This window comes from Sphingobacterium daejeonense (assembly GCF_901472535.1).
Taxonomy (GTDB): domain Bacteria; phylum Bacteroidota; class Bacteroidia; order Sphingobacteriales; family Sphingobacteriaceae; genus Sphingobacterium; species Sphingobacterium daejeonense.
The window spans coordinates 2,017,125-2,041,577 of the sequence record NZ_LR590470.1 but is presented as its reverse complement, the minus strand read 5'-3'; the positions used below and the strand labels follow the sequence as shown (position 1 = coordinate 2,041,577).

29 protein-coding genes and 1 pseudogene are annotated in these 24,453 nt (G+C 33.7%); 14 read left to right on the top strand and 16 right to left on the bottom strand.

Going from position 1 to position 24,453, the window contains the following annotated elements:
• Window positions 1-9 precede the first annotated feature (9 nt).
• The 4 genes and pseudogenes from FGL31_RS09785 to FGL31_RS29830 all read right to left on the bottom strand — a co-directional run bounded on the left by FGL31_RS09785 (window position 10) and on the right by FGL31_RS29830 (window position 1,816).
• On the bottom strand, window positions 10-696 hold the full coding sequence (locus FGL31_RS09785; RefSeq protein ID WP_138091034.1) for an OB-fold-containig protein: 687 nt from the start codon (window positions 694-696) through the stop codon (window positions 10-12).
• Window positions 697-730: 34 nt separating this feature from the next.
• Window positions 731-1,318 (bottom strand): PspA/IM30 family protein, encoded by a 588-nt coding sequence (locus FGL31_RS09780; protein ID WP_138091031.1) that lies wholly within the window; start codon window positions 1,316-1,318, stop codon window positions 731-733.
• On the bottom strand, window positions 1,315-1,422 hold the full coding sequence (locus FGL31_RS29835) for a PspA/IM30 family protein (protein ID WP_394366140.1): 108 nt from the start codon (window positions 1,420-1,422) through the stop codon (window positions 1,315-1,317). The genes FGL31_RS09780 and FGL31_RS29835 overlap by 4 nt, the downstream gene beginning before the upstream one ends.
• Window positions 1,423-1,424: 2 nt before the next feature.
• Window positions 1,425-1,816 (bottom strand): annotated as a pseudogene (locus FGL31_RS29830) (type III secretion system chaperone family protein).
• Between the two features lie 105 nt (window positions 1,817-1,921).
• On the opposite strand from FGL31_RS29830, the gene FGL31_RS09770 reads away from it, so the two are divergent.
• Window positions 1,922-2,581 carry a helix-turn-helix domain-containing protein gene (locus tag FGL31_RS09770; protein ID WP_138091028.1) on the top strand — a complete coding sequence of 220 codons (660 nt, stop codon included), beginning with the start codon at window positions 1,922-1,924 and terminating at the stop codon, window positions 2,579-2,581.
• A 58-nt stretch (window positions 2,582-2,639) separates the two neighbouring features.
• Here FGL31_RS09770 and FGL31_RS25285 read toward each other — a convergent pair whose 3' ends face one another.
• The 3 genes from FGL31_RS25285 to FGL31_RS09760 form a co-directional block, all read right to left on the bottom strand.
• Window positions 2,640-3,263, bottom strand: coding sequence for an acyl-CoA dehydrogenase family protein (locus FGL31_RS25285; RefSeq protein WP_232047148.1), 624 nt, complete (start codon window positions 3,261-3,263; stop codon window positions 2,640-2,642).
• Between the two features lie 43 nt (window positions 3,264-3,306).
• Window positions 3,307-4,143, bottom strand: a complete 837-nt coding sequence (locus tag FGL31_RS25280; protein WP_232046562.1) for an acyl-CoA dehydrogenase family protein — start codon at window positions 4,141-4,143, stop codon at window positions 3,307-3,309.
• A gap of 180 nt (window positions 4,144-4,323) precedes the next feature.
• Window positions 4,324-5,193, bottom strand: a complete 870-nt coding sequence (locus FGL31_RS09760; RefSeq protein WP_138091025.1) for a helix-turn-helix domain-containing protein — start codon at window positions 5,191-5,193, stop codon at window positions 4,324-4,326.
• Between the two features lie 285 nt (window positions 5,194-5,478).
• Between FGL31_RS09760 and FGL31_RS09755 the strand changes: the two genes are divergently transcribed.
• Window positions 5,479-5,946 (top strand): response regulator, encoded by a 468-nt coding sequence (locus FGL31_RS09755; RefSeq protein WP_138091022.1) that lies wholly within the window; start codon window positions 5,479-5,481, stop codon window positions 5,944-5,946.
• 16 nt (window positions 5,947-5,962) lie between these two features.
• On the opposite strand, the gene FGL31_RS09750 is transcribed toward FGL31_RS09755, so the two are convergent.
• The 5 genes from FGL31_RS09750 to FGL31_RS09730 form a co-directional block, all read right to left on the bottom strand.
• Entirely contained in the window at window positions 5,963-7,048 is a 1,086-nt protein-coding gene (locus FGL31_RS09750; RefSeq protein WP_138091019.1) for a hybrid sensor histidine kinase/response regulator, read from the bottom strand.
• A gap of 61 nt (window positions 7,049-7,109) precedes the next feature.
• Window positions 7,110-9,158, bottom strand: a complete 2,049-nt coding sequence (locus FGL31_RS09745; protein WP_232046555.1) for a sensor histidine kinase — start codon at window positions 9,156-9,158, stop codon at window positions 7,110-7,112.
• A gap of 143 nt (window positions 9,159-9,301) precedes the next feature.
• Window positions 9,302-10,153: a ThiF family adenylyltransferase gene (locus tag FGL31_RS09740; protein WP_138091013.1), complete on the bottom strand. Its 852-nt coding sequence runs from the start codon at window positions 10,151-10,153 to the stop codon at window positions 9,302-9,304.
• A 22-nt stretch (window positions 10,154-10,175) separates the two neighbouring features.
• Complete coding sequence (locus FGL31_RS09735) at window positions 10,176-10,388, bottom strand: hypothetical protein (protein ID WP_138091010.1); 213 nt, start codon at window positions 10,386-10,388, stop codon at window positions 10,176-10,178.
• Window positions 10,389-10,399: 11 nt separating this feature from the next.
• Window positions 10,400-11,206: a hypothetical protein gene (locus FGL31_RS09730; RefSeq protein ID WP_138091007.1), complete on the bottom strand. Its 807-nt coding sequence runs from the start codon at window positions 11,204-11,206 to the stop codon at window positions 10,400-10,402.
• Between the two features lie 751 nt (window positions 11,207-11,957).
• Between FGL31_RS09730 and FGL31_RS09725 the strand changes: the two genes are divergently transcribed.
• From FGL31_RS09725 to FGL31_RS09715, 3 genes are read left to right on the top strand one after another with little or no spacing between them, the layout of a single operon-like run.
• Complete coding sequence (locus FGL31_RS09725) at window positions 11,958-12,569, top strand: PAS domain-containing protein (protein WP_138091004.1); 612 nt, start codon at window positions 11,958-11,960, stop codon at window positions 12,567-12,569.
• The gene (locus tag FGL31_RS09720; protein ID WP_171017605.1) at window positions 12,532-13,461 is read left to right on the top strand and encodes a hypothetical protein; all 930 of its coding nucleotides are present in this window, start codon (window positions 12,532-12,534) and stop codon (window positions 13,459-13,461) included. The genes FGL31_RS09725 and FGL31_RS09720 overlap by 38 nt, the downstream gene beginning before the upstream one ends.
• A gap of 7 nt (window positions 13,462-13,468) precedes the next feature.
• Window positions 13,469-13,876 (top strand): response regulator, encoded by a 408-nt coding sequence (locus FGL31_RS09715; protein WP_138090998.1) that lies wholly within the window; start codon window positions 13,469-13,471, stop codon window positions 13,874-13,876.
• Window positions 13,877-13,911: 35 nt separating this feature from the next.
• Here FGL31_RS09715 and FGL31_RS09710 read toward each other — a convergent pair whose 3' ends face one another.
• Window positions 13,912-14,700, bottom strand: a complete 789-nt coding sequence (locus tag FGL31_RS09710; protein ID WP_138090995.1) for a methyltransferase domain-containing protein — start codon at window positions 14,698-14,700, stop codon at window positions 13,912-13,914.
• Window positions 14,701-15,229: 529 nt separating this feature from the next.
• Between FGL31_RS09710 and FGL31_RS25275 the strand changes: the two genes are divergently transcribed.
• From FGL31_RS25275 to FGL31_RS09695, 8 genes are all read left to right on the top strand, one after another.
• A complete protein-coding gene (locus FGL31_RS25275) occupies window positions 15,230-17,095 on the top strand; it encodes an efflux RND transporter permease subunit (protein WP_232046554.1) in 1,866 nt (621 codons plus the stop codon).
• A 10-nt stretch (window positions 17,096-17,105) separates the two neighbouring features.
• Entirely contained in the window at window positions 17,106-17,594 is a 489-nt protein-coding gene (locus FGL31_RS25270; protein WP_232046552.1) for an efflux RND transporter permease subunit, read from the top strand.
• Window positions 17,546-18,340: an efflux RND transporter permease subunit gene (locus tag FGL31_RS25265; RefSeq protein WP_232046551.1), complete on the top strand. Its 795-nt coding sequence runs from the start codon at window positions 17,546-17,548 to the stop codon at window positions 18,338-18,340. Before FGL31_RS25270 ends, FGL31_RS25265 begins: the two co-directional genes overlap by 49 nt.
• Window positions 18,341-18,537: 197 nt before the next feature.
• Complete coding sequence (locus FGL31_RS25260; RefSeq protein WP_232046549.1) at window positions 18,538-18,696, top strand: hypothetical protein; 159 nt, start codon at window positions 18,538-18,540, stop codon at window positions 18,694-18,696.
• A 44-nt stretch (window positions 18,697-18,740) separates the two neighbouring features.
• Entirely contained in the window at window positions 18,741-19,583 is an 843-nt protein-coding gene (locus tag FGL31_RS25255) for a TolC family protein (protein ID WP_232046548.1), read from the top strand.
• Between the two features lies 1 nt (window position 19,584).
• A complete protein-coding gene (locus FGL31_RS23415) occupies window positions 19,585-20,178 on the top strand; it encodes an efflux RND transporter periplasmic adaptor subunit (RefSeq protein ID WP_197734177.1) in 594 nt (197 codons plus the stop codon).
• Between the two features lie 170 nt (window positions 20,179-20,348).
• A complete protein-coding gene (locus tag FGL31_RS23405; protein ID WP_197734175.1) occupies window positions 20,349-20,918 on the top strand; it encodes an efflux RND transporter periplasmic adaptor subunit in 570 nt (189 codons plus the stop codon).
• Between the two features lie 82 nt (window positions 20,919-21,000).
• Window positions 21,001-21,600, top strand: coding sequence for a hypothetical protein (locus FGL31_RS09695; RefSeq protein WP_138090993.1), 600 nt, complete (start codon window positions 21,001-21,003; stop codon window positions 21,598-21,600).
• 1 nt (window position 21,601) lies between these two features.
• On the opposite strand, the gene FGL31_RS27770 is transcribed toward FGL31_RS09695, so the two are convergent.
• Genes FGL31_RS27770 through FGL31_RS25245 form a run of 3 tightly spaced genes read right to left on the bottom strand, consistent with a single transcriptional unit; the run spans window position 21,602 to window position 23,079 of the window.
• A complete protein-coding gene (locus FGL31_RS27770) occupies window positions 21,602-21,805 on the bottom strand; it encodes a hypothetical protein (protein ID WP_262709082.1) in 204 nt (67 codons plus the stop codon).
• A complete protein-coding gene (locus FGL31_RS27765; RefSeq protein ID WP_262709081.1) occupies window positions 21,768-22,646 on the bottom strand; it encodes a glycoside hydrolase family 130 protein in 879 nt (292 codons plus the stop codon). The genes FGL31_RS27770 and FGL31_RS27765 overlap by 38 nt, the downstream gene beginning before the upstream one ends.
• Window positions 22,647-22,695: 49 nt before the next feature.
• A complete protein-coding gene (locus FGL31_RS25245; RefSeq protein ID WP_232046546.1) occupies window positions 22,696-23,079 on the bottom strand; it encodes a hypothetical protein in 384 nt (127 codons plus the stop codon).
• Window positions 23,080-23,250: 171 nt separating this feature from the next.
• On the opposite strand from FGL31_RS25245, the gene FGL31_RS09685 reads away from it, so the two are divergent.
• Window positions 23,251-24,453: a glycosyltransferase family 4 protein gene (locus FGL31_RS09685; RefSeq protein ID WP_138090990.1), complete on the top strand. Its 1,203-nt coding sequence runs from the start codon at window positions 23,251-23,253 to the stop codon at window positions 24,451-24,453.

The window sequence follows — 24,453 nt, the reverse complement described above, 5'->3', positions numbered from 1 at the left end:
AAAATTAGGTTAAATATTATTTAGATTAATATCCTTTTGTACGATATAGAATTTCTTGCCAGCATCTTCGTTAATGATCAATACATCATCTCCGTAATTTAAAGGCTCGCCATTTAGGCTTTTTACATTTAATCTTAATACATCAGATTGTATGATTATTTCTACCGATCCCAATTGATCCCCTTGAATAGATGACCTCATCTTTCCTTCGCGGCCAATAAATTCTCTTGCTTCCTCTCCCATATATCCAACATTTTTATACAGTTTGACTACTGGCTTTGCGACAAAATGAAGCAATAAAAAACTAAGGATAAATATTGGAACCAATATTAAAACTGATTTCCAACCGTAAGCAGTTAAATTGAGGATTATCGAGGATACTATAGTTAAAATCCAACTGATAAATTTGAACATGGTGACAATTACCATTAACGGGGCTTTACCTACGTAAATAAAATCCATCGCTTTCGAAAAAAAAGAAGGTTCATGACTTATTTCAGAGTCCAATTCTTGATCGACATTTAGTTCTACATCTTGGATATCGGCCCCTTCGATCTGGATATCAGCATCCGGTCCAAAATCAAACCCATCACCCATCAGCATTGTGAACAACCAATAAAGCAATGATAGACCAGTTAACACTGTCATAATTGCATTTGGCAAGGGATTGAACAAAAGGTTAATAATTTCAGTCATTAGTAATTGGTTTTAATAGTTTTATTGATGGTGCTTATTCTAACCCCAATCTTTTTTTTAGTTCCAATAATTCGGTTTTTGAATTACTATCTTCTTTTAGAGCTAAATCAATATCTTTATCTATTTTATCTTGAACAATTTGATTCAAAGCTTCATTCACAGCATTTTCATCTTCAATTTTTGCTTTCATTTTTTTTAGCATATCAATTGTACTGTTCGAGTCAATATTGGCGATCTGACGGTTAGCAAACTCAGAGGCAGAAATAATTCTACTTTTGGCTTTTAAAGATGTCAATTCTTTTTCCCAATTAGTGATATTAAATTTCAACACTTCAATTTTATTGTTAATTTCATCAACCAATTCCTTGTGAATTAACACTTCATTTTCGATTGACTTAACTTCAAGTAACAAATTGCTTTTAAGTTCTAATGCTTCAAGTGCTAATTTCTCAGCTCTCTCAATCGACAATTCATTAGTTTTAACCTTATTTAAAATCAAATGGGCTTTTCTTTCATAGTCTTGAGCCCCTAGCTGTTTATCCTTGATAGCATTTTCCCTTTTAATGACCAATGCTTTCGCAATTATGTAGGCTTCTTTGGTTTCTGAAAGTTGTGCCTTCATATCTTCAATCCCTGTTCTGTTAAAGAAATTGGATCTTCCATTTTTTCTACTAATGCATGGATTTCTGCTTGTCCAATTTTTAATAATCTTTTAAAAATATTCATGATTACTTTTGGTTTGAAAATTGAATAATTTGTTCATAATATTCACTCAACAAAAAAGAAAGTGAATTTAATGCTGCCCCGAATTCATTCTGATCCAGATTATGTACTTGAAGCGTATATCGAAATAGAACATTCTTACCATCTTCAGTTAAAGCAAATCCTCCATGAATAATATCTCTGTTTTTATTAATAGAGTTTTGAAAATTTCCATGTTGTCTTTATGGAGAGAAAATAGAAATTGTTCGAAAATTATAATCGGCGGAGTAACACCAATAATGAGGTTTCGGATTCCTTCATCTTCGCTTTCGACGATGAAAAATCCCTCCTTTCTATTTCTGGTTACAACCCTATATCCAACATCGGATAAGTATTTTTCAACTTTTGCAAATGGCATTGGCTAATAATTTTATATATTTGCTAATAATGTTTGCATAAAAATAATTATTGCAAACTATTTTTGCAAATTATTTTTGCATTTTAAGACAAAAAATTTTTAGTAATGACGCAAATTGGATCAAATATTAAAAAACTCAGAACGGTCAAAGGTTTAAGCCAACAAGCATTTGCAGACCTATTTAACCTTACTAGAGGAAATATTTCATCATACGAAGAATTTCGTGCTGAGCCAAAGATTTCTGTTATACTTCAAATGGCTAAATATTTTGGCATTCCCATTTCTAGTTTACTAGAAAAAAAACTTACAGTAAATGAAATATTGAATTTCGAAGATTATTTTAAGGAAGGTTCGGAAAAGGTTAACACCAAAAATTTATTAGAGATTCCATTTTTAAGTAAATCCTATATCCAAGAAAATCCCGAGAATTTTGAAATCAATGATTTCCCCACATTTTATATGCCCAACATTTATAATGCTAATTTATTAGCTATTGAAAACAATTCATTGATCCCTAATCCTATTGATTTTAATTTTGAGGAATCTTCAATTTTATTTTTTGAAAAAGTAAAAGTCGAAATCCTTCATACCCTTCAAGATAACATTGGATTTTACATGAATTTGAATGAAATATTTTTCGGGCGTTTCCATGTTGATGGAAAAGAGATCAAATTAATTTTGAATGATTGGAAAGAGAAAAAATTCCAATTGAATGAAATCGAGCATTTTTGGAAATTACATTCCAAATATGAAAAGGTACATTAACAAAGAAGGCTATTAAAATTTTAATAGCCTTCTTGTTATATTATATAAGAACCAATCTTTAAGATAGGAAACTCATCCAATCTGAATTGTCATTATATTCTACAAGTGGGTTCGCAATGTTTCGGCTTGCAAACTGACCTTGGAACATCGTTAGGTCCATTAAAATATGTTGACGTGTAATTTCCACTAGCTCTGAGTTAAATCCATTAATTTGCAGAACAAACTGGAAGCTGATAACACGAGCGATCATTCTTCCCAAAGTAACCATATCTCTTTGGTTTAGTCCAGTTTCTAAACTAAAATTCAATTGATTTTGGAAATATGGAGCACTTAAATTAGCATTGCTGTAGCCTTTTAAGAATTCATATAAATTTGTTTCTTTTGCTTTTCGCATTAACTTTAATACCCCTTCAGCAATCTGAGAATAAAGCATTTCATTTGAGCCTTCAAAAATTTGGAATGGCCTACTATCTACCACAGATCTTCCGGCGATATGATCTAATCTATAGCCGTTTGCTCCAGCAAGTTGAAGACTAATTTGTGCAGATTCTTGCATTAAATCCGTCACCAATGCTTTAAGGGTATTTGCTTCAATGCTTAATCCAGAAACATCATGCTCAATACCACTTGCTTCAACACTGTACGCACACATTCCTGAACAAATGGTGAATGCCGCTTGAATTCTTGCTAATTGGTATTTTACAGAATCAATGTTGATTAATGGATTACCCCCCTACTATTCTGGTTTGACAATGTTCCAATGATTCATCCATTAGTCTTTTAATAAAACCTAGACCCATACCTGGAAATTGTAGCCTACTTCTGTGAAGCATGTCCAACATCAGTTTTATCCCGGTACTTTCAGGATTTAATTTTTGATCACCCGGAACGACAACATCTATTGGATTGATACCATATGGAATGGCATACAATCCTAAGTTGTTATAGCGTTCCACCATAGGGATATGCTGTTCAGATTTTTTGTTTTCTGTTACAAAGAAATCTATATCTCTGGTCAGTTCACCTGTCGGTGTATATTTTCTCGCGGTTACAAGCCAAAAATCGGCTGCTCCACTAAGTCCCTGCCAGTGTTTTTCTCCCTTTATTTTATAACTATCTCCAATCTGCTCATAGCCTGTCTTCATATTTAGGGCATCACTTCCATACGCTTTCTCCGTAATCATCAAACCACCCATGGCATTGTTTTCCATGAACTCTTTAAAAACCCTTTCCTGTACTGAGAAATTGCCGTATTTCGCTAATGGCTCCAAAAACAAAGCAATATTTATCCCAAACATTAAGGATAAAGCCAATGATTCATAGGATGCTGCAGAAAGAACACCTAAACATTCTTTTACAGAAACTCCTCTACCACCATGCAATTCTGGGATAGCTACTGCCAAAGGCTTTTTCTTCATGATCTCAGACAAAAATTCCGCAGGGAAATCACGCTTCAAGCTGATTGCTCCATAATCAAATTCCTCTCTGAACAAATGAAATAAATGTTTTCTGAAAGATGAGATATAGGTTTCAAAATCTAATTTTTCTACTACTCCGTTCATATCTATTCTAATCTATTATTTTTTACAATTTATAAATGGCATTTAAACTATTGCCGTGTGGAGTTCTTACAAAATGGTTTATTTCCAAACTCCAATTGTAAAATTAGGATGATATCGACAATTTGACTATGATGAATACGATAATAGTTAGGACAAATCGTGCATGGATGTTAAAAATTATTAATTAACTGTTTTTCGATATTCCGTTGGAGAAATACCCACGATTTTTTTGAAAAGCCTGGTGAAATAAGAAGGATCATCAAACTCCAATTCGTATGCAATTGAGGCTACGCTTTTATTTGTTTCCAACAATAGCAATTGACTATGAATGATTGCAACTTCCAATATAAGCTGCTTTGATGTCTTTTTAAAAACAGAAGACACACACCTATTTAAATAATTGACAGAGACTGCTAGTTTATCTGCATAGAAATTCACGGATTTTTCGGTTCCATAATGCAGGTGAACCAACTGTTTAAAGGCAATTGCGATTTCTTGACGTCTTGCTAATGATTTATTTGAATCTGAAATCTTAATGATTTTAAGCATAGCTGTTTTAAAGATACTTTCATAGTATTCTTTATACGGCTTTTGCGTATAGATCTCTTGGTACAGTAAATCAAATAAAGTATTCAATTCAGAATTATCAACTGTATTCAGATTAATCAAAGGAGAAATGGTGAAAATATTCAAAATTTCTTGTTCCCGGAAAAGCGAGGTCATTGCCTGTTCTTTTATGAGTATGCAATAGCCTTGAGCGGATTTGTCAACTGAATCAATGGCAGAAATATTTCCATAATTTGAAATCAGGACTGCGGGTGCTTGAACCATAAAAGAGGTTGATTCTATCTGATGCCTGAAATATCCCTTATTTATATAGATCAATAAATTATATCCGAAGAAAATGGGAGGTATCGGTGTCTTAAGATAAGGTGCAATATCCCGCAATGGAAAAATCTTTATCGGAGTCTGGATATAAGTCAAATGTTTCAGACTTCCGTCCATAAACTTTTCTACAAACTCATCCGCATTGATTTTATTCTTTTCCATGGCTTAGTGTCACTCTATAAAAACAAAATTAAGAAATATCAATCTTTTTGCTTTATATCTATAAAATTAACGAAATGAAGACTATCAAGGTAATACATTATTAGAGTAAATAATAAGCCATTATTAAAGAAATAATCCTAGGTAAACAACTCTTGATATTAAGGAATTGACGGGTTTTTAGGATTAATTAAACGGATATTTTCAAATTTCTCATTATATTGAAATCTATTATCATAGAACACAAATTATTGCTAATTTTGAAACAGTTTTTCAAGTTAAAAAAGAATGAATTCAGAAAATAAAATAAACGTGTTGTATTTGGATGATGAAGAGAACAATTTATTTTCTTTTAAAGCCACCTTTAGGATTAAGTATAATGTCTTTATAGCATCAAAGGGTGCTGAAGCATTAGATATCATTCGTGATAATGAAATCCATGTCATTATTACGGACCAAAGAATGCCTGAAATGACAGGTGTCGAATTTTTGGAGGAGGTGATAAAAATAAAACCTGAACCCATCAGAATTCTTTTAACAGGATATACTGATATGGCTGCTGTAGTAGATGCCATCAATAAAGGCAAGATATTTCATTACCTTAACAAGCCTTGGAAGGAGGAAGAAATAAGCGAAACTGTGAGCCGAGCCTTTGAAATTTACGAAAAGAAGAAAAATATCATTGACCAGAATTCACAGCTCGAAATTTCCAACGAACAATTGGAGTTTCTTTTACGCCAGAAACTATTGTCTTAACCTCCTGAATTATTGTTTATTTCGATGGTATGGTGACTATAAATGTTGAACCATTATCTATTTCTGATTCTACTTCAATTTTCCCTTTCAACTTTTGGATCGCGGTTTTTACATTATAAAGTCCAAACCCCATACCCTCAGCTTGGTCACTAGCCCTGAAAAATAGTCTGAAAATATCTTGGATTGCTTCTTTTGGAATACCAATTCCATTATCAGAAACTAATATTCTAACATCTCCATTGTGAGTTTCTACAGACAGGTTTATTCTCTTGTCGCTAGAATCTATTTTCTGATACTTTATGGCATTTGACACCAAATTGTGAAGGATCAATTCTAAGATTGATTTATCATTTATAAAAGTTTTGCTTTGATCTACCTTAATATTGAAGTCAATTCCACTATTTTGAGTATAAACTTTATAAAAATCGAGAATGTCCTCAAATAATAGATTGAAATCTATTTTTGACAAGTTCAGCTCTCCTCTTCTTAATAAATAATAATCTCTTAAGCTATTGATATAATCTTCCAATTTAACAATGGAAGCTTTCATTAAAAATAAGATTTCGTGAACCTGTTCAACACTTTTAAAGTCGAGTGCGATTCGAATAGCTCCTAATACTCCAGACAATGGGTCTCTTAAATCATGGCTTACACTATAGGCAAACTTATCCAATTCTTCGTAAGCTTTTTGAAGTTCCATATTCCGGGTTTCAAGAAGAGAATTGGTTACAAAAAACTTATTGGCTTCCTCAATACATGAAATAACTTCTGCCTCTTCCCATGGTTTTCTGATAAACCTAAATATATGTCCTCTATTGATTGAATCAATAACAGTATCCATATCAGCATAAGCAGTAATCAGAATTCTTATTGGTCTTGGATACTCTTTCTTTATCCTACTGAAGAAATCTATCCCATTTTCACCTGGCATTTTTTGATCACAAAATATTATCCGGATGTTCGGATTTGTCATCAATATATTCTCAGCATCTGTTGTATTGCTAGCAATATGAATATTATACTGCATCCTAAGAGCAGCTTTAAAACCAACTAAATTGTTGTATTCATCATCGATGTATAAAATCTCAATATTATTATCCATACTATTACCTTATTAGTTAGTGTGAACCAAGTTTCATTAGTGTGTATTAAAAACTTATCCCTTAGTTTTTAACGTGTTGTCGGATTGGCAAAATAATGGTGAAGGATGTCCCTATTCCCACTTCAGATTCGACTAAAATCTTACCATTATGCTTATCAATAGTTTTGTATGCGATTGACATCCCTAGACCAGTGCCTTCTCCGACTTCTTTGGTAGTAAAAAAAGGTTCGAATATACGATTTTTAATTTCCTCAGGTATACCCACCCCATTATCATTTATAATAATTTTAACTTTAGACTTATCTTCATTCAGTTTAGTTTCAATCACCAATTCACCCCCTGGATTTCCGTTAAATTTTTTCTCTACTGCATAGATTGCATTTGAAAGCACATTCATAAATACCTGATTCACCTTACCGGCATAACTCTCTACTAAAGGAATGTCCTCATACCTTTTCACAACTTCAATTCTTTCCTTCGTCATGCTGTTCAAAATAACAAGTGTAGAATCTAAACCTTCATTTAGGTCTGCTTCTTTCAAAATATCTTCATCAATCCTCGAGAAAATTCGTAAGCTTTTGACAATTTCTGCAGTACGCTCCGCTCCTTCTTGAATACCCTTTAGCAGAAAGTTGATTTCTGAATTCAAGTATCCTACGTCATGTTGTTTTTTAAGAGCAAGAATTCTTTGTTCTTTTTCAGAAAGATCTATATCTGGATTTAAAGCGATGGCTTCCATTTCATCTATAATATTCCATAGAATACCCACGTCTCTTCGCAAAGGAGAAACATTCGAGGTAACGAAATTTATCGGGTTATTTATCTCATGAGCGACACCTGCAGTCAGTTGTCCTAAGGAAGCCATTTTTTCAGACTCCACTAACTGCGCTTGCGCGTCTTTTAAATTCTCAAGAGTTAAGCTTAAAGATTTATTAGATTCTTGAAGTTCCTCGGTTCTTTCCTTTACTTTTTGTTCCAATACAACATTCTGTTCTCGGATCAATTTTTCGTTTTCTTGAGAAATTGCGAGCTCTCTGACCTGAAGATCTAACATTTCTTTTCGATAAGTATTTATTTTGTCAGCTAAAGCAAAAGATAGCAGTAATGCTTCAATAACAGAGCCTATTTGGACAGAACGTGTAGTGAAAACGTTTGTAGGCAGCACACCGTAATCTTTCAACACAAAAACCAAGACACTGATAAGAAAAACACACCACGCAAACAAGAAAAATTTGGTCTGACTATATTTTTTTCTTGAGAGCTCAAATGCCAAAAGCAATACAATAGCTGCGCCTCCACCTGCTACTAAATTGACTATACGATACGCAGGAAGAATATATCCAATGATTAAGAGAATGATAGCAATCAAATAAAAAAACAAAAAGACATTCAACAATCTATTGAAGTTTTTAGCATCTACAGCGGTATGCAGAAATGATTTTACAAATAATATGGCTGTAATCCCTGACATTGCCCCTGAAAATGTTAATATTCGACTTGATAACCATTCACTTCTAATATGAAAAACACGTTCAAATAATCCTAAGACCGCCATTTGGGCAACAAAAACCCAAAAAATATAATTTACATAGGTTAAATAATGTTTCTCTTTGGTTGAAAAATATAAAAAGGCATTGTACAGCAGCATAGATAGCATTAGGCCAATATAAATAGCCGATAAAATATCCTCTTGCTGTAAGGTTTTAAATAATCCTTTTTGAGAATGTAATGAAATTGGGACTATAACTTGGGTTTCATTTTTTATCTGTAGGTAACATTCCGCCCGCTCACCTTTCTTAAGGTTCAAATCAAACAAATAAAACTGATGATTATATTCCCGATCTACATAAGATGATCCAACTGCATACTTTACACTGTCTATCTCAGAATTTACAACAGAATAAAATTTCACTATATCCAGATTTGGATGTGACAAATTAACTATTACCTTATCCTCATCTGAATCATTGACCACGATAAATTTTATCCATTGTGGCGATCGCACACTCCCCAAATTGGGAACTTCAGATTTACTAGGTACAAACCATTCTGGATGTTGCTGAACATCTTGGAATTTTTTTATGACAGCGCCATCTTTTAGGATAAACAAATGTCTACCAATATTTTGAAGATCTTTTCCTTTAAAATAAATAACACTATCTACTGATGCGAGTCCACTATTCGTGAATAGGCATTGGAATAGAATTAATAGAAAAAGTATATATCTAAACATTTGAATTCACCGTCAATGAGTTAACTAATAATTTTTTCCAGGTCAATGTAATACCGACCGGATGGAATTTCCTTATTGAGCAATAATTTCCTAGAGGCCCAAGCCACAACTGCTCCTCCCAAAACAACTTCAGACGCTAATTGAGGCCATGATTTTAATGTTTTACCAATTTCGGGCAAAGAAGATTTCATCCGATCAGATAAATGATCTGCATTAACAATTTTCATTAACATTCCCATCTTTGAAACAGGGTCTAAATTTTTAACCTTTTCCATTGAAAGATCTCCTGCTAAACCGTGAAATATGTCCATTGAAGAATCTAGATCAAATCTTTCCACGTCCAACATACCTCTATCATTTGTTTCCATAATCACCGGAATCCTATTTTCTCTAGCTTTTAATCTACTTTCAACCTTTACTTCGAAGCTATCACAAACCTCAACCAACAAATCCAATTTTGCAGAACCGATAAGGAAATCATTATAATTTTCTGCTTTTATACCTTCCGGATAAATTTCTACATCTATATAAGGATCAATCTCGGCAATTTCTCGAGCGGCTAAAACTACCTTTGGCATCCCCAAATCAATGACACCTGCACGAAGTCTGTTGAGATTGCTCAAATCTACTGTATCAAAATCCGCGAGTTTTAATTTCCCACATATTCTTTCCATAGCAATACATAGCGCGACAGATTGCCCAACTGAAAGCCCAATGACTCCAATAGTTTTAGTAGAAAGCAACTCTTGTTCCTGTTGAGTTATTTTCTGCTTATTCCGATTTGTTCGAACTTCGATATAATGTTCACGGCTTAGGATGTGTACTAATGTTTTGCGCCATGGATAGTAGACCCACTCCCCTAATTCTTCCATTGATTTGCCTTCAGCTAATAAACTAGAAAAAATCTAGAAATTGTTCTTCATTTGTTGATAAACTAGGAAACCTGCTGACAAACAAGTCTTTTAATTGTCTTGTATATTCATCAATCTCATATAAAATTTCTCCACTATCCTTCAAGATTTGGATTTTATTTTTATCATGGACATAGGATTTGTTAAAAAATATCGGCTTAAAAGTATATGTTGAATTTTGGTTATGTACTTCCATGTCTTATATAATTAGGATATCATTTGGATTGGTATTATTAATCCACTTTCCGCGGACCACTGGCCATTTTTATGATCGCATTTAAGTCCCAAGTCCTTGAGATTATTTAGCGTTAAATCATAAAAGATTTCAATTTCTTTAGACCTAAGCACCTCAATTCGAGGACCCTCAGCCATTTTTCTTAGGGAGAATATAGCTTCTTTATCTTCGTCAGAAGCTGTTGGTAAATTCTCTACATCATCCAAAATCATGGTTGTTGCAAGTAAATCTAACTTAGGATAATAAAAAGTGCCATTGTTTCCTACCCCAGTTTCTTGCCTGTAACCAACGGCCTTAGTAAGATTGATAGTATATGGAGCGCATAAGGCAAATAATGTTTTGAGTCCAATTCTAGGAGCAATTGCAATTGCTGCTCTAGTGAGAAAAATACTTCCTATTCCATAGCCTGCAATTTCCCTTGAATTCCAAAGTCCACAACCTTCTCCTGTCCCTTGTTGAGCGTAAGACCATACAAGGTCAAATATTTTACTATCCATCATCCCTGTAGCTTCCTCAATGGGCAATGCTTGAGTTCCGCCAGCTACATGTATTCTGGCACCGCCATAAACATGCGACCCGTCCATTGATTCCACAATTAACACAAAAGCCGCTGGATTGAACATCCATTCGTCTTTAGAAGAGGTAACCTTTTTGACGCCTATGGAAGTCAAAACATGTTCGTGTCCCTTTATAAATCGTAAGCAAGTTTCAGGATCATCTATCGCTCTAAATGCTCGTAACCTAACTGTTGGCCTTCCATTTTTTAAAATTAAAGTCACTTTTCTCGTCGCTAATTTTAATAAATAAATTAAAATTTAGTTTAAAACTAATATTTCAAATTCTCGCTTAAAAGAACCACCACCTTATTAGTTAAAAACGTAATAATTTAGTTTCATCTCCACCAATTTTTATCAATTGAAAAATCACCTTAATTCTTTTCATATTAATTGTCCGGCACGGCAACAATTAACACGTATGGCCTGGTTAACATGTATAAAATCAATTCAGATAATTTAACACAAAGTCAACTTTAGGATTTATTGTTTTGTGATAAAAAAAACAACTTCAAAATTTCAGTTAACTTAATTAAACCACTTTTAATATTTTATTTCACAGAAACATTTTAGCAGTTCAATTTCTTCGTGTTTTTTAATTTATACATGAAGTTTTTTACAATCTATTTACTGGCAATTCTTAATTAAAATATATGATTTATAAATCATAAACTGTTAATAAAGAAACTATTACCCATCATTTAGATTATTTAATTGTGTTTTATTAATAGTATGTTTCACATTCAAAAATGCTATTAGGTTAATAGCAGCAAGTTACAACTTTTTTTTAATTTTATTAAATAGTATTTAAACCATAAAGTATCGATATTAGGTATTTTATTAGTTTACTGAGGTAATTAACTCATTTTGGGTAATTATACTTATATTTGATTTACTTATTACCTAGATAAAAACATTTATCACACGCTAACACCTTCACACTAGAAGATTGATAAAGCGGTAGTTTTATTATATTATGGAAACGCTCCAGAAGCTTGATGAAATCATCCAGCTAAAACAGAAGATCAAGGATTTTGATTCCTTAGTAGAATCAATTGATGATATTATTTTTGAGGTCAGTCGGGATGGAGTAATTTTAAATTGCTGGACATCTGATCCCAAGCTATTGTTTTATGACAAGGAACATTTCATAAATAAGACTATCCATGAAATATTCCCTTCTGAATTAGCAACTTCTTTCAGCTATATCTTAGAGAAATCATTCAAAAAGAAAAAAGGCTATGTCATAAAATATAAATCTCCATTTTATGAAAACCCGGAACAGTTATATAGGCTACAAACTAAAATCATCGGAAATAGAGACGATAAACTTACTGCCGTAGTGACCAATATTACTCGGGAGCAGAAGCTATTGTCCAAAATTCAGTTAAAGGAAGAAAAATTCAATCGAGCATTCCAAAATTCATCCATTGGTATGCTCTTGCTAGATCGATCTCTCAATGTAATAGAATATAATCTCGCTCTTCAGAAAATTTTAGGCTATACTGATGTTGAGGAGATGTTAGCGCGTAAAGTCCCTGAATTCATCCATGAAAGTCATTCAGATAATGTTCAAGCGGCCGTTTGATGATGTAAAAAATGGAATCAGAGAAAATGCAATAATTGAGGCACAATGTATTGCAAACGAAAATAAGATCTTATGGTGTTTAATAAACATATCCTCAGTTAGAGACACCTCTGGAAAAGTAATTTATTTTATCTGTCAAATTCAAGACCTCTCGCTCTTTAAGAGCAATGAAAATAAACTCAACTTGCAAAACGAGTTATTGGAAAAAATCAATTATGAGCTCAAGGTAAAGGTAAATCAATTAGAAGCATTCAATCAAATATTGGCTCATAACCTTAGAACGCCGATTAGTAATATTGAAATGATAATCAACCAATTGTCTATCGAAACTGAACCAAGTCAAAAAGAACAACTTTTAAACATCTTAAAAACCAGCAATAAAAAGTTCTTGAACTTATTCGATAAATTAATCGAAACTGTAGAAGGTCAAAATTCTAGCAAGTCTCTCTTAGAAACTTCATTCATATCAGTCCTGATAGATAAGTTGAAAATACATTTCAAAAATGAAATTGAAACTAATGTTTTGGAAATTCAAAGTGAAATTTCAGTGAACACCATCTCATTTCCATTGGAATATATTTTATGCATTTACAAATATTTGATCAACGAATCTATCGGAACTTATAAAAATGGTTTTCCGATTTACATTGTAATTAAAAGTTGGATAAATGAATCGACATTTTATATCTCAATTGAAAACAACTGTAACTCTCAACATTGTTTTGAAATAGCTTCTCAAATCTTGAAGGACAGTGAAAAAATTGATGATAGCGTACTAATGGAATTACATATGGCTAAACAACAGATTCATTACTTCGGCGGTTCTTATAAAATATACCGTAAAGAGAATATGGGAAATATCGTTACTATTAGCCTACCCTTAAACAACTAAAATATTGATGATGAAAGTTATGTTGGTTGATGACGATCCTATTTTTACATTTTTGTTTCAGAAGTTATTGGAACAATATCCTGATGTTGATTTAGAATTCGAAAATTTTCCAGACGGATATAATGCTGTGGAATTCTTTAGAGAAAATAAAAACAATAAAATTAGTTATCCTGAAGTACTTTTTATAGACATCAATATGCCTTTAATGAATGGCTGGGAATTGATTAAAGCCATCAATGAAGAAAATCTTTTCGGGAATGAAAAAGTTAAAATGTACATTATTTCTTCTTCCATAAGCAAAGCTGACTTTAATAACAGCAAACAACAAATAAATTCAATTGAATATTTAACTAAACCCATTTCCCATCAACAACTATTTAGTGCCCTGAACAAAACAATACATAGGATTTCTTAAATATCCAATTATGAGAAGAAATTTGAAAAAAAATATCACAAATTTTGCCCTCTAACCTCTTTCAAAACCATCAACATAGAATCAGCTTCGGTCTCAATCCAATTTTGGTAGTCCTGAATTGCTCTAGTTCTTAGTGACTCTGAAACATATCCATCTTTTACTAATTGAGTTGAACTAGCAACTTTTTTCCAAATTCCTATTTTATCAGTGAAGTTGGAGTTTTCACAACTATAAAATTCATTAGAATTTCTCACTTCAATGTTTTTCAAACCTGCTTTTTCAAACAATGTTGAAAGATCCTCTGCCATTCTATTATTCATTCCGGCATCCTTTCGCCATTCCAACCATTTATTATAAAACTCCAGCATACTTGAAGGAATATTGGGCTTCCACGCTATTTCTTCATGATTATAATCTAGAATAGAAAGTGTTCCACCATCAGCTAAGAAACTTTTCAATTTAGAAATTGCAAATGTTGGGTTTGATAACCATTGAAAAGTTCTTGCAGAGACTATCAGATCAAATTTTAATTCAGTCTCATAATTCATTAGATCAGCATGTTGTAGGTCTAAATTTTTATAACTTGAATAAGATTTTTTTCCGCTATCAATAAAATCTAAAGTATTATCTATCCCAATGACCACTCCCTCATTTCCAACTAACTCTGCTATATCTTTGCTGATTGCTCCTGTGCCGCAGCCTACATCGAGAACTCTTAATCCAGGTTTTATAATTGGTACAATTGTCTTAAAATCATTCTGCAATGTCCTACTATCAAAGATTTTGTCCGATGATTGTTGCGAACGATCTACGTATTTTTGCATATAAAGATTTGTTTGGATCGAAACTCCCTACAAGATAGACTAAAATTCCTATATTTGTCATAATGAGATTTACATCCACACTATTAATGATTTATGTCTTGGTATTGACGTTTATACCTTGCAGTGATCATTTTGCTGATTCTCATTCCCACAAACACTCTTTTCAAACCTCAGCCAGTCACTCTCACGACACTTCAGAAAAACATGATCATGAACACGAAAACCATGATTGCAGTAAGGACACCTGCACTCCATTCTGCACATGTTCATGCTGTGGAATAGCACTGAATGCAGCTGACTTCCATTTATTCAAGCTAGAAAAACCGTTTGAGGCATATTCACTTAATGAATTACCTATAAAATTCTATCCTTTAGTAAGCAAATACCAAGAAAACATTTGGCAACCGCCACAGGTGTAAATTCAACTATTTATTATTTCATGAACATATTGCTCATGATTCCTTTTATTGAATATGGATTTTCCCCTATTCAATAATCATTATTATATGTTGAATTTAATTCCTTTCATGTGCTAGATAATATTATAAAATTTAGTATCAAGAACAAGATCATTATAGGCATAATGACCTTGGTACTAATTATTTGGGGAGTTTGGTCAGCAACTAAGCTTCCGATAGATGCCGTTCCTGATATTACCAATAATCAGGTGCAGATTTTTACAAGTACACCAACTTTAGCGGGTCAAGAAGTTGAGCGGTTGGTTACTTTTCCCATAGAACAGAGTATTGCTAATATACCTGATATCGAAGAAATCCGTTCTATTTCTAGATTTGGACTTTCTGTAATTACCGTAGTTTTCAAAGAAAATGTTGATATATATTTTGCTCGTCAATTAATCAACGAAAAATTAGGTGAAGCTTCCGAGGACATTCCTAACGGAATCGGAACTCCTGAAATGGCGCCAGTAAGTACCGGCCTTGGCGAAGTATACCAATATATTATACATCCAAAAAAAGGCAGTGAGAAGAAATACAGCTCCATGGATTTGCGGGAGATGCAAGATTGGATTGTGGCCAGACAACTTTATGGCACTCCTGGTGTCGCCGAAGTGAATAGTTTTGGGGGCCAACTAAAACAATATGAAGTCGCTGTTCATCCAGATCAATTAAGAGCAATGGGCGTAAGTGTTCCCGAGATATTCGATGCTCTGGAAAAGAACAACCAAAATACGGGTGGAGCCTATATCGATAAAAAACCAAATGCATATTTCATTCGGGGAATTGGCTTAGTTAGTTCCTTAGAAGATGTTGGCAATATTCCTGTTAAAACCGATGGTCTGGTTCCAATATTTATCAAAGACGTGGCAGATGTCAGGTTGGGTAGTGCTGTTCGTTATGGCGCTTTGACATACAATGGTGAAGTTGATGCTGTAGGAGGTGTTGTTATGATGTTAAAGGGAGAAAACAGCAATGAAGTTGTAAACCGCATCAAGGAAAAACTACCTACCATTCAAAAAACATTGCCTGAAGATGTTGTCATCGAGCCCTATTTGGATCGGACAGACCTTATTGACAGAGCAATTAGTACTGTTGAAAAGAATCTAATTGAAGGTGCTTTAATTGTTATTTTTGTGTTGGTTCTTTTCTTAGGAAATCTTAGAGCGGGGCTCATTGTTGCATCAGCCATTCCCCTATCCTTGCTGTTTGCACTGGGCATGATGAATGTATTTGGTGTGAGTGCTAACCTAATGAGTTTGGGTGCAATAGATTTTGGATTGATTGTAGATGGTGCTGTAATTGTTGTGGAAGCGACCTTACATCACCTTGGACTTCGTAAATCCACACACAAATTGAGTCAAAAAGAAATGGATCAAGAAGTATTTGATTCGGCTTCAAAAATAAGAACACAGGCTGCCTTCGGTGAAATAATCATTCTAATCGTATATATCCCCATCTTAACTCTGGTTGGTGTTGAAGGAAAAATGTTTACTCCTATGGCTAAAACAGTGGGTTTTGCAATCTTTGGAGCACTTATCCTTTCATTGACTTATATCCCAATGATGTGCGCTCTTTTCTTGCCTAGGGAAGGTCATGATAAGAAAACATTCAGTGATAAATTCATCGAAAAATTACATGATATATATTCACCATTGTTGGACAAGGCCATTCGTATTAAATATATTATTGTTTCCATTGCTGTAGCAATATTCTTATTTACCATTTTTATTTTCAGCAGAATGGGCGGAGAATTTATTCCTCAACTTCAAGAAGGGGATTATGCATTTCACTGTATACTTCCACCAGGTACATCTTTGAGCCAAAGTATTGAAACTTCAATGCAAGCTTCCAGAATTATCAAACAATTTGAAGAAGTAAAAATGGTAGTTGGAAAAACAGGCTCTGCTGAAGTTCCAACAGACCCCCATGCCCCCTGAAGCTACTGACATGATGGTAATATTAAAACCTCAAGAGGAATGGACAACGGGTAGGTCGTATGAAGAATTAGGGAATGCAATAATGGACAAACTTCAAGTTATTCCGGGGGTATTCTTCGAAAAAAATCAACCTATTCAAATGAGGTTTAATGAATTGATGACAGGAATACGTCAGGATGTTGCCGTCAAAATATTTGGTGAAAATCTGGACAGTTTAATGATTTATGCAGATCAAGTAAACTCTGTAATCCAGTCTGTAGAAGGTACCACCGCACCACAAGTAGAACAGGTAACTGGACTTCCGCAAATCAATATAAAATATGACCGCGTCAGGATGGCAAATTATGGCCTTACCATACAAGATGTAAATGACATGGTCAGTACAGCGTTTGCTGGTAAAAGTTCGGGTTTGGTATATGAAATGAAAGAAGGTTCGATCTTGTCGTACGGTTGCATGATGAGCATAGGAATAACATTGATGATGTTAGTGAATTATTAATTCCTACAAGGGACCATCAACAGATTCCTCTGTCACAGGTGGCACAGATAGATTTCAGCGTTGGGCCAGCACAGATAAGTCGGGAAGAAGGAAAAAGAAGAATTGTTGTAGGATTCAATGTTTCAGGACGAGATGTACAGTCCGTAGTGGAAGAGATTCAAAATAAACTCAATGGACAGGTGAAACTTCCTTCAGGGTATTACTTTACTTATGGAGGACAATTTGAAAACCTTCAAATGGCAAGTGCAAGGTTAATGATAGCAGTTCCCATTTCTTTGTTCCTGATATTCTTGTTATTATACTTCACATTCCATTCCTTCAAACAGGCATTATTAATTTTTACGGCAATTCCAATGAGTGCCATTGGTGGTGTATTTGCTCTTTTAATACGCGACATGCCTTTCAGTATAAGTGCAGGAGTTGGTTTCATCGCCTTATTCGGTGTAGCGGTATTAAATGGAATTGTATTGATAGGTAAATTCAATCAATTGGAAAAAGAAGGAGTAACGGACATTATTAAAAGAGTTAAAGAAGGTACAGAAGTTAGGTTGCGGCCGGTTTTAATGACTGCTACAGTGGCTTCATTGGGTTTCTTCCTATGGCAATCAGCACTAGTGCTGGTGCGGAGGTTCAAAAACTTTGGCAACTGTAGTGATTGGAGGATTAACAACAGCTACTGTTTTAACATTGTTCGTCCTTCCATTATTGTATATCATTTTCAACTCAAAACTAAACTTCAAGAGTAGAACCATGAAAACAACAGCATCTATCATCACTTTGATTTTTATGAGCATTTCATCATTAAATGCTCAACAAAAAATATCAATCGATGAAGCTATACAAATAACGTTAGAGAATAATAAAGGGATAAAATCAAATGAGCTTGAAATTCTAGCAACAGAAAGTTTATTGAAGACCGCTTCCCGAACTCCCAAAAACAGAATTGAATTTCCAATATGGTCAGAATGATGGTTTTGAACAAAATGATGCAATTTCAATTGCTCAAAACATTCCTTTTCCAACTTTATTTAATTCAAAAAGAGAATTAATAAAAGAACAGATCAAAGAAAAAAGCATTGCTAAAGACGTTGGAAATCATTGAATTGAAACAGCAAAGTAAGGACATTCTTCTATCAAATTGTCTATTTGGAAAATAATGAAAAGGAGTTAAAGTCTTTGGACAGTATTTACATGGATTTTTTAAGGATTGCTGAGGTTCGGTACAATGCTGGGGATACAAAAAAAGTAGACATCAATACTGCACAAGCAAAAAGAGGCGAAATAAATTTATTATTGAAGCAGAATGATATATTCAAGAAAAACGCCTACAATAATTTAAAGACTTTAATGCAGGTTCAACATGATTTTAATATTGAAACTCCTGAAGTTTTTGAACCAATAAAAATCTCAGAGATTATAGATTCAAGTAAAATCAATAATCATCCTCAAATACAAGCTCTCTACCAACAAGCTAGAATTGCTGAAGCTAGCAAAAAAGTAGAAAAATCCGCTGGACTACCTGAATTCAACATTGGGTACACAAATGCTTCCTTAATGGGGATTCATGAACGTAATGGTATCGAAAAGTATTATGGCCGTGGGCAACGATTTAGCTCTTTTGATGTTGGAATTGCAATTCCTTTGACTTATGGTTCCACAAAAGCTAAATTAAGATCCTTGGATTTTGAAAAACAAGCCTCAGAGATGGCTGCAGATTGGAAAAAACAACAATTGCAGAATGTTTATCAAAACTTAATGAACCAGTATGAGCAAAATATTGCTCAATTTAATTATTTCAAAGAAAATGCGCTGCCAAATGCCAATGAAATCATCAATGCAGCGAAATTAGGTTATTCTGCAGGAGACATCTCCTATGTGGAATACCTCTTTGCACTTCAAACGACAACAGATATTTACTTGAATTACTTACGCAGTATTCAAAGCGTAAATGAATCAGTCATTTCTATTAATTCTCTTATCAATCAATAATATGTGCTCAATATATAACAATAAATTATTGCTCTTCGGATTTGGTCTTATCCTTTCTTTATCGGCTTGCAATTCCGATAAAAAAACTAATGAGCAAACTGAAGAACATACTGAAAATCATGAACATGAACATCCTTCTGGTCCTACCGAGAAGATAACTATAACTTCGCTGACACAAGAACAGATTAAAGAAGTTGGAATTGAATTTGGCCATATTGAGCAGAAAAATTTGACTGCAAATATTACAGCAAATGGCGTGTTGAATGTTCCAAATAACAATAGGTCAAATGTTACTCCTCTTTATGGTGGTGTGATTCAAAAATTAAATGTTCAATTGGGAGATCATGTAAGAAAAGGTCAAGCAATTGCAACCATCATTAATCCGCAATTCATTCAAATTCAAGAAGATTACTTAAATGCAAACAATGAAATTGTAGCTGCTGAACAAGAATTGCAAAGACAACAAGAATTAAATGCTGGAAATGCAGGCGTAAAGAGAAACTTGCAAAACGCAGCAAGCAATTTGAATGTTTTAAGAACGAGAAAAGCAGCTACAGCGAAACAAACTTCAGTTGTTGGGAATAAACCCAAATAGTATCACTAGCTCAACCTTGAGATCTGCACTTACAATAACAAGCCCTATCAATGGAGTAGTTTCTAACGTGTATGCAAAATTAGGATCTTATGTGGATGTATCGTCGCCAATTGTGGAAGTCGTGGACAATAGTATGATCCATTTAGACCTTCAAGTTTTTTGAAAGAGATTTGCCAAAATTAAAACTCGGTCAGGAAATAAATTTTACCACTACAAATAATCCAACAAAAGTATTTACGGCTAAAATATCCAGAATCGGAGCTTCGTTTGAGAATGAAAGTAAAACTATTGCTATCCATTGTTTGGTTGTAGGCGATAAAACGGGCCTAATCGATGGCATGAATACTTCAGGCTCAATTAGTGTTGACAATGTTACTTCTACTGCTGTACCAAATACAGCAATTGTAGAGGCTGATGGAAAGAATTATATTTTCATAGAAACTAATAAACAACCTGCTGAGGAACAAGAAAATCATAATCATGGTTCTGATGAAACACTACAGCAAGAACCTCATGTTCATGAGCATAACGATGGTGAAGAACATGAACATGAACACGATAGTACAGCTGATTCTAAAAATATCAATTTTGAAAAAATTGAAGTTATAAAAGGTGTTTCACACTTAGGATATACAGCAATTAATCCAATTGTTGAAATCCCTGCTAACACGAGAATAGTAATAAAAAATGCTTTCTTTATCAATGCTAAGATGAGCGGGACGGTTGGACACAGTCATTAATTAAATCAAAAGATGTCCTCAATAATGAGGACATTTTTTTCAACCTTTTCAGTCCATAAATTGTTCTATTAAAAAACACATTATGGAACACAACATACCAGCCCAACATGACGGCAAAAAAATGGATATTGAGGATTCAGTAGAATTTGAAAATGAAATCCTTGCTAAAAACTTTTTCTTGGAGGCCAAAGGTCGTTTGATCAACATCAACAGTTGGTATGAAATAGCTGAATTACCGGCTTCGACATTTGAGCATCTTGATGTCTTTGGTAAACGTAGTAATGAAGAACCTCAAGAAGGTGATTATATAAAAATTGATATTCCTGGACCAGGTTTAAAAAGTACGGGCGGATATGACTATGTTCAAATAGAACAAATCAGTGAATCGTCAGATCCAGGACATGACCTCATTACCATAACCGTACGTCCCAGTTCAAAACCAAATGCCGAAGACGATCATGAAACCAAACATTTCTTCAAAAATATGGCTAGCTCAACTTTCCAAGTCAAAAGAGATGGTAAATCTGTAGAAGCAAACTATTATGGTCGAAATGAAATGATGAACCTACAACTAGATTCCTTTATGGATAGATTAAGAAACCTATTCGTAGCACTTGGTGCCAAAATGGGGGCATCTTTTCCACAGTGGAAAGCTCTAATTAAAGGTATTTTAAAAACCTAACTTAAAGGTCTCCATTTCCCAATAAGGTATCCAATAATTCATCAATACAGATTGTTGCATATGTAGATTCATGGTCTGAATATGCATATGGTAAAATCAAATTGTTATTATGAATTATTTGACCACATGAATAAAGAACATTGGGAACATATCCATTTCTTTCTTCTTCATTTGCAAACAACAAGGGTTCCTTTAATTTTCCCAATACTTTGGTTGGATCTTTTAAATCCAACAACATCGCTCCTATTTACATATTCTCGCATAGGACCAACAGAATGAGTAATAACCAGCCAACCTTTTTCTGTTTCTAACGGTGACCCACAGTTTCCAACCTGAATAAATTCCCATGGAAATTCCGGCTCTGCAACCAAATGAATTTCTTCATGCCAATTCGTCAAGGAATCTGAAAATGAAACATAACTGTTTTCGCCATCCACTCTACATAACATGGCATACTTACCATTCACTTTTCTTGGAAATAATGCCGCGCCTTTGTTTGCGATCTTTCCATTTATAGGTTGAATTTTAAAGTGTAAAAAATCTTTAGTTGAAAGAAGCTTGGGTAAAATTGAGTGCCCATCATAGGCTGTATAAGTTGCATAATATGTTATTCTACCTTTGCTGTCTTTATATGCCACAAATCGAGCATCTTCAATTCCATTCTTCTCTGTATCACTGATAGGAAATATGACGCGTTCCGAAATAGAGGTGTCTAAGGAATAAGCAATTTCATAATGAGAAGATGCCAACCAAAGCATTTGTTGCATCAGGATCTGACTGTCGTGACTTAACTCATTCTCCTCTTCAATTTCTTTTATAAACCGGACGAGCTCATCATAAATAAAAGTATCCGCTATTTTCTCTTCTACAATTTTTAGGATTTTCTTCTCTGGATTATGGAGCAGCAATAACTTCTCCATAAAGTCATCCTTTTTATATCGATAGTTTTTTACATGTTTAGGTTTATCTAATAATATTCCTACCTCATCTAATTCAATGTTTAAATTTTTATCAATGATTCCTGATCGGAATACAATTGATGACAAGTGCCCTTCCCCTACTGCCCTAAAACTTAATATTACTCTTTTTTCACCCTCATGTGGTTTGCGATTGGTCAGGAGAAATTACGATTGATGGATTAAAATAAGCTGCGGCTTCAATTGAATATTCCATTGTAAAAAAGGAACCGATTAACAATTTCTCCACATCACTCAGTTTTTTTGAGTCTATTTTAAGATCCTTTAATTCTTGTTCTTTGAACTTAAAATTTCTTTCTAATACATTTAACACGCTACGGTGCCTGCGGGCATAATTCCTCAATATCTGAGTAATTAAACTATTTTTCTGTTCATCCGACAAAGCCAGTACTCTTTGAATGATCCTTTTCGATCTCTCAGGCGACAAATTGAATCTCCGAGCCAGAACTCTATCCAATTTTGGCTTAAATAATATATTCTTTCTATTAACTGTAATTCCCATAAAAACGATGTTTTGACAGACATGTCAAATTATAAAACGTATAAAAGGCATTCTTGTTTATTCTTTGTCATATTTAATTTATTTGTCGATGAGCGTCGAACAATTTAGAATAAAGCATTGTTCATAAGGTACTACAAGATTTTTGTACTAACATATTGCAAAAGGATATCTATGAAAATTTTAATCATCGGAACTTATATGCCTCGAAAATGCGGCATAGCTACATTCACACACGATTTATTTCAATCTATTGAAGACATTACCAATGAGGTCGAAATCATCGCCATTTCTGATGGTACAGAATCCACATACCCTCCAGAGGTTGTCAATACAATCGACAGGAATGATAAATCAGATTATTTAAAAGCCGCTGATTGGATCAATAAACAGAATTATGATTGTTGTATCCTACAACATGAATTTGGAATTTTTGGTGGCGAAGCTGGAAATTTCATCCTCGACTTAGTTTTGAGAATGAATGTTCCTTTGATCACAAATCTTCACACAATCCTACAAGAACCAAGCAAAGATGAATTGGATGTAATCCAAAAACTTTCCGCATTGAGTGATAGAATTACTGTGATGACTCAACGTGGAATTGAGATGCTTAAAAACGTATATAAAATAGATTCTGATAAGTTAGAATTAATTCCTCATGGAGTTCCAAATTTTAAAATCAGCCGTGAAAATGCAAAAGCCAGATTAGGGTTGGAAGGAAAGAAAGTCATGCTTTCATTTGGTTTATTGGGACGAAGCAAAGGTTATGAAGTGGCTATCAAAGCTTGTTCAAAAATTAGGGATGAAGAATTTGTTTACATTATAGTTGGTGCAACTCACCCGAATGTTTTAAAAGAAGAAGGCGATACTTATAAAAATAGTTTAATTCATGCAGCTGCTGAACTTAAGCTATCTGGGAAAGTCTTTTTCGTAGATCATTTTGTAAGCGATGAATTGCTTCAGATTTATCTTAAAGCTTGTGATATTTATGTAACCCCATATCCAAATGTCAATCAGATGAGTAGTGGCACACTTTCATTTGCATTAGGCGCCGGTGCAGCTGTACTTTCAACTCCATATTGGTATGCGAAGGATCTACTAGCTAATGATAGAGGAAGATTATTTGATTTTAACGATTCGGATGGACTAGCCTATATTATTAATGAATTATTGGAAAATCCAGTAATCATGAAGAAATACATGAATAATGCTGAAGAATTTGGTAAATCAATGTCTTGGCAAAACGTTGGAAAATCTCATTTAAAGCTAATTTCAAAGATTATCCAACCTAAAAATAAAATTCAGGAATTTAAAAGCTTGAATATGAATATTAAATTCTTGAACCCTGGAAAATCAAACAATTTAATTTCATCATAA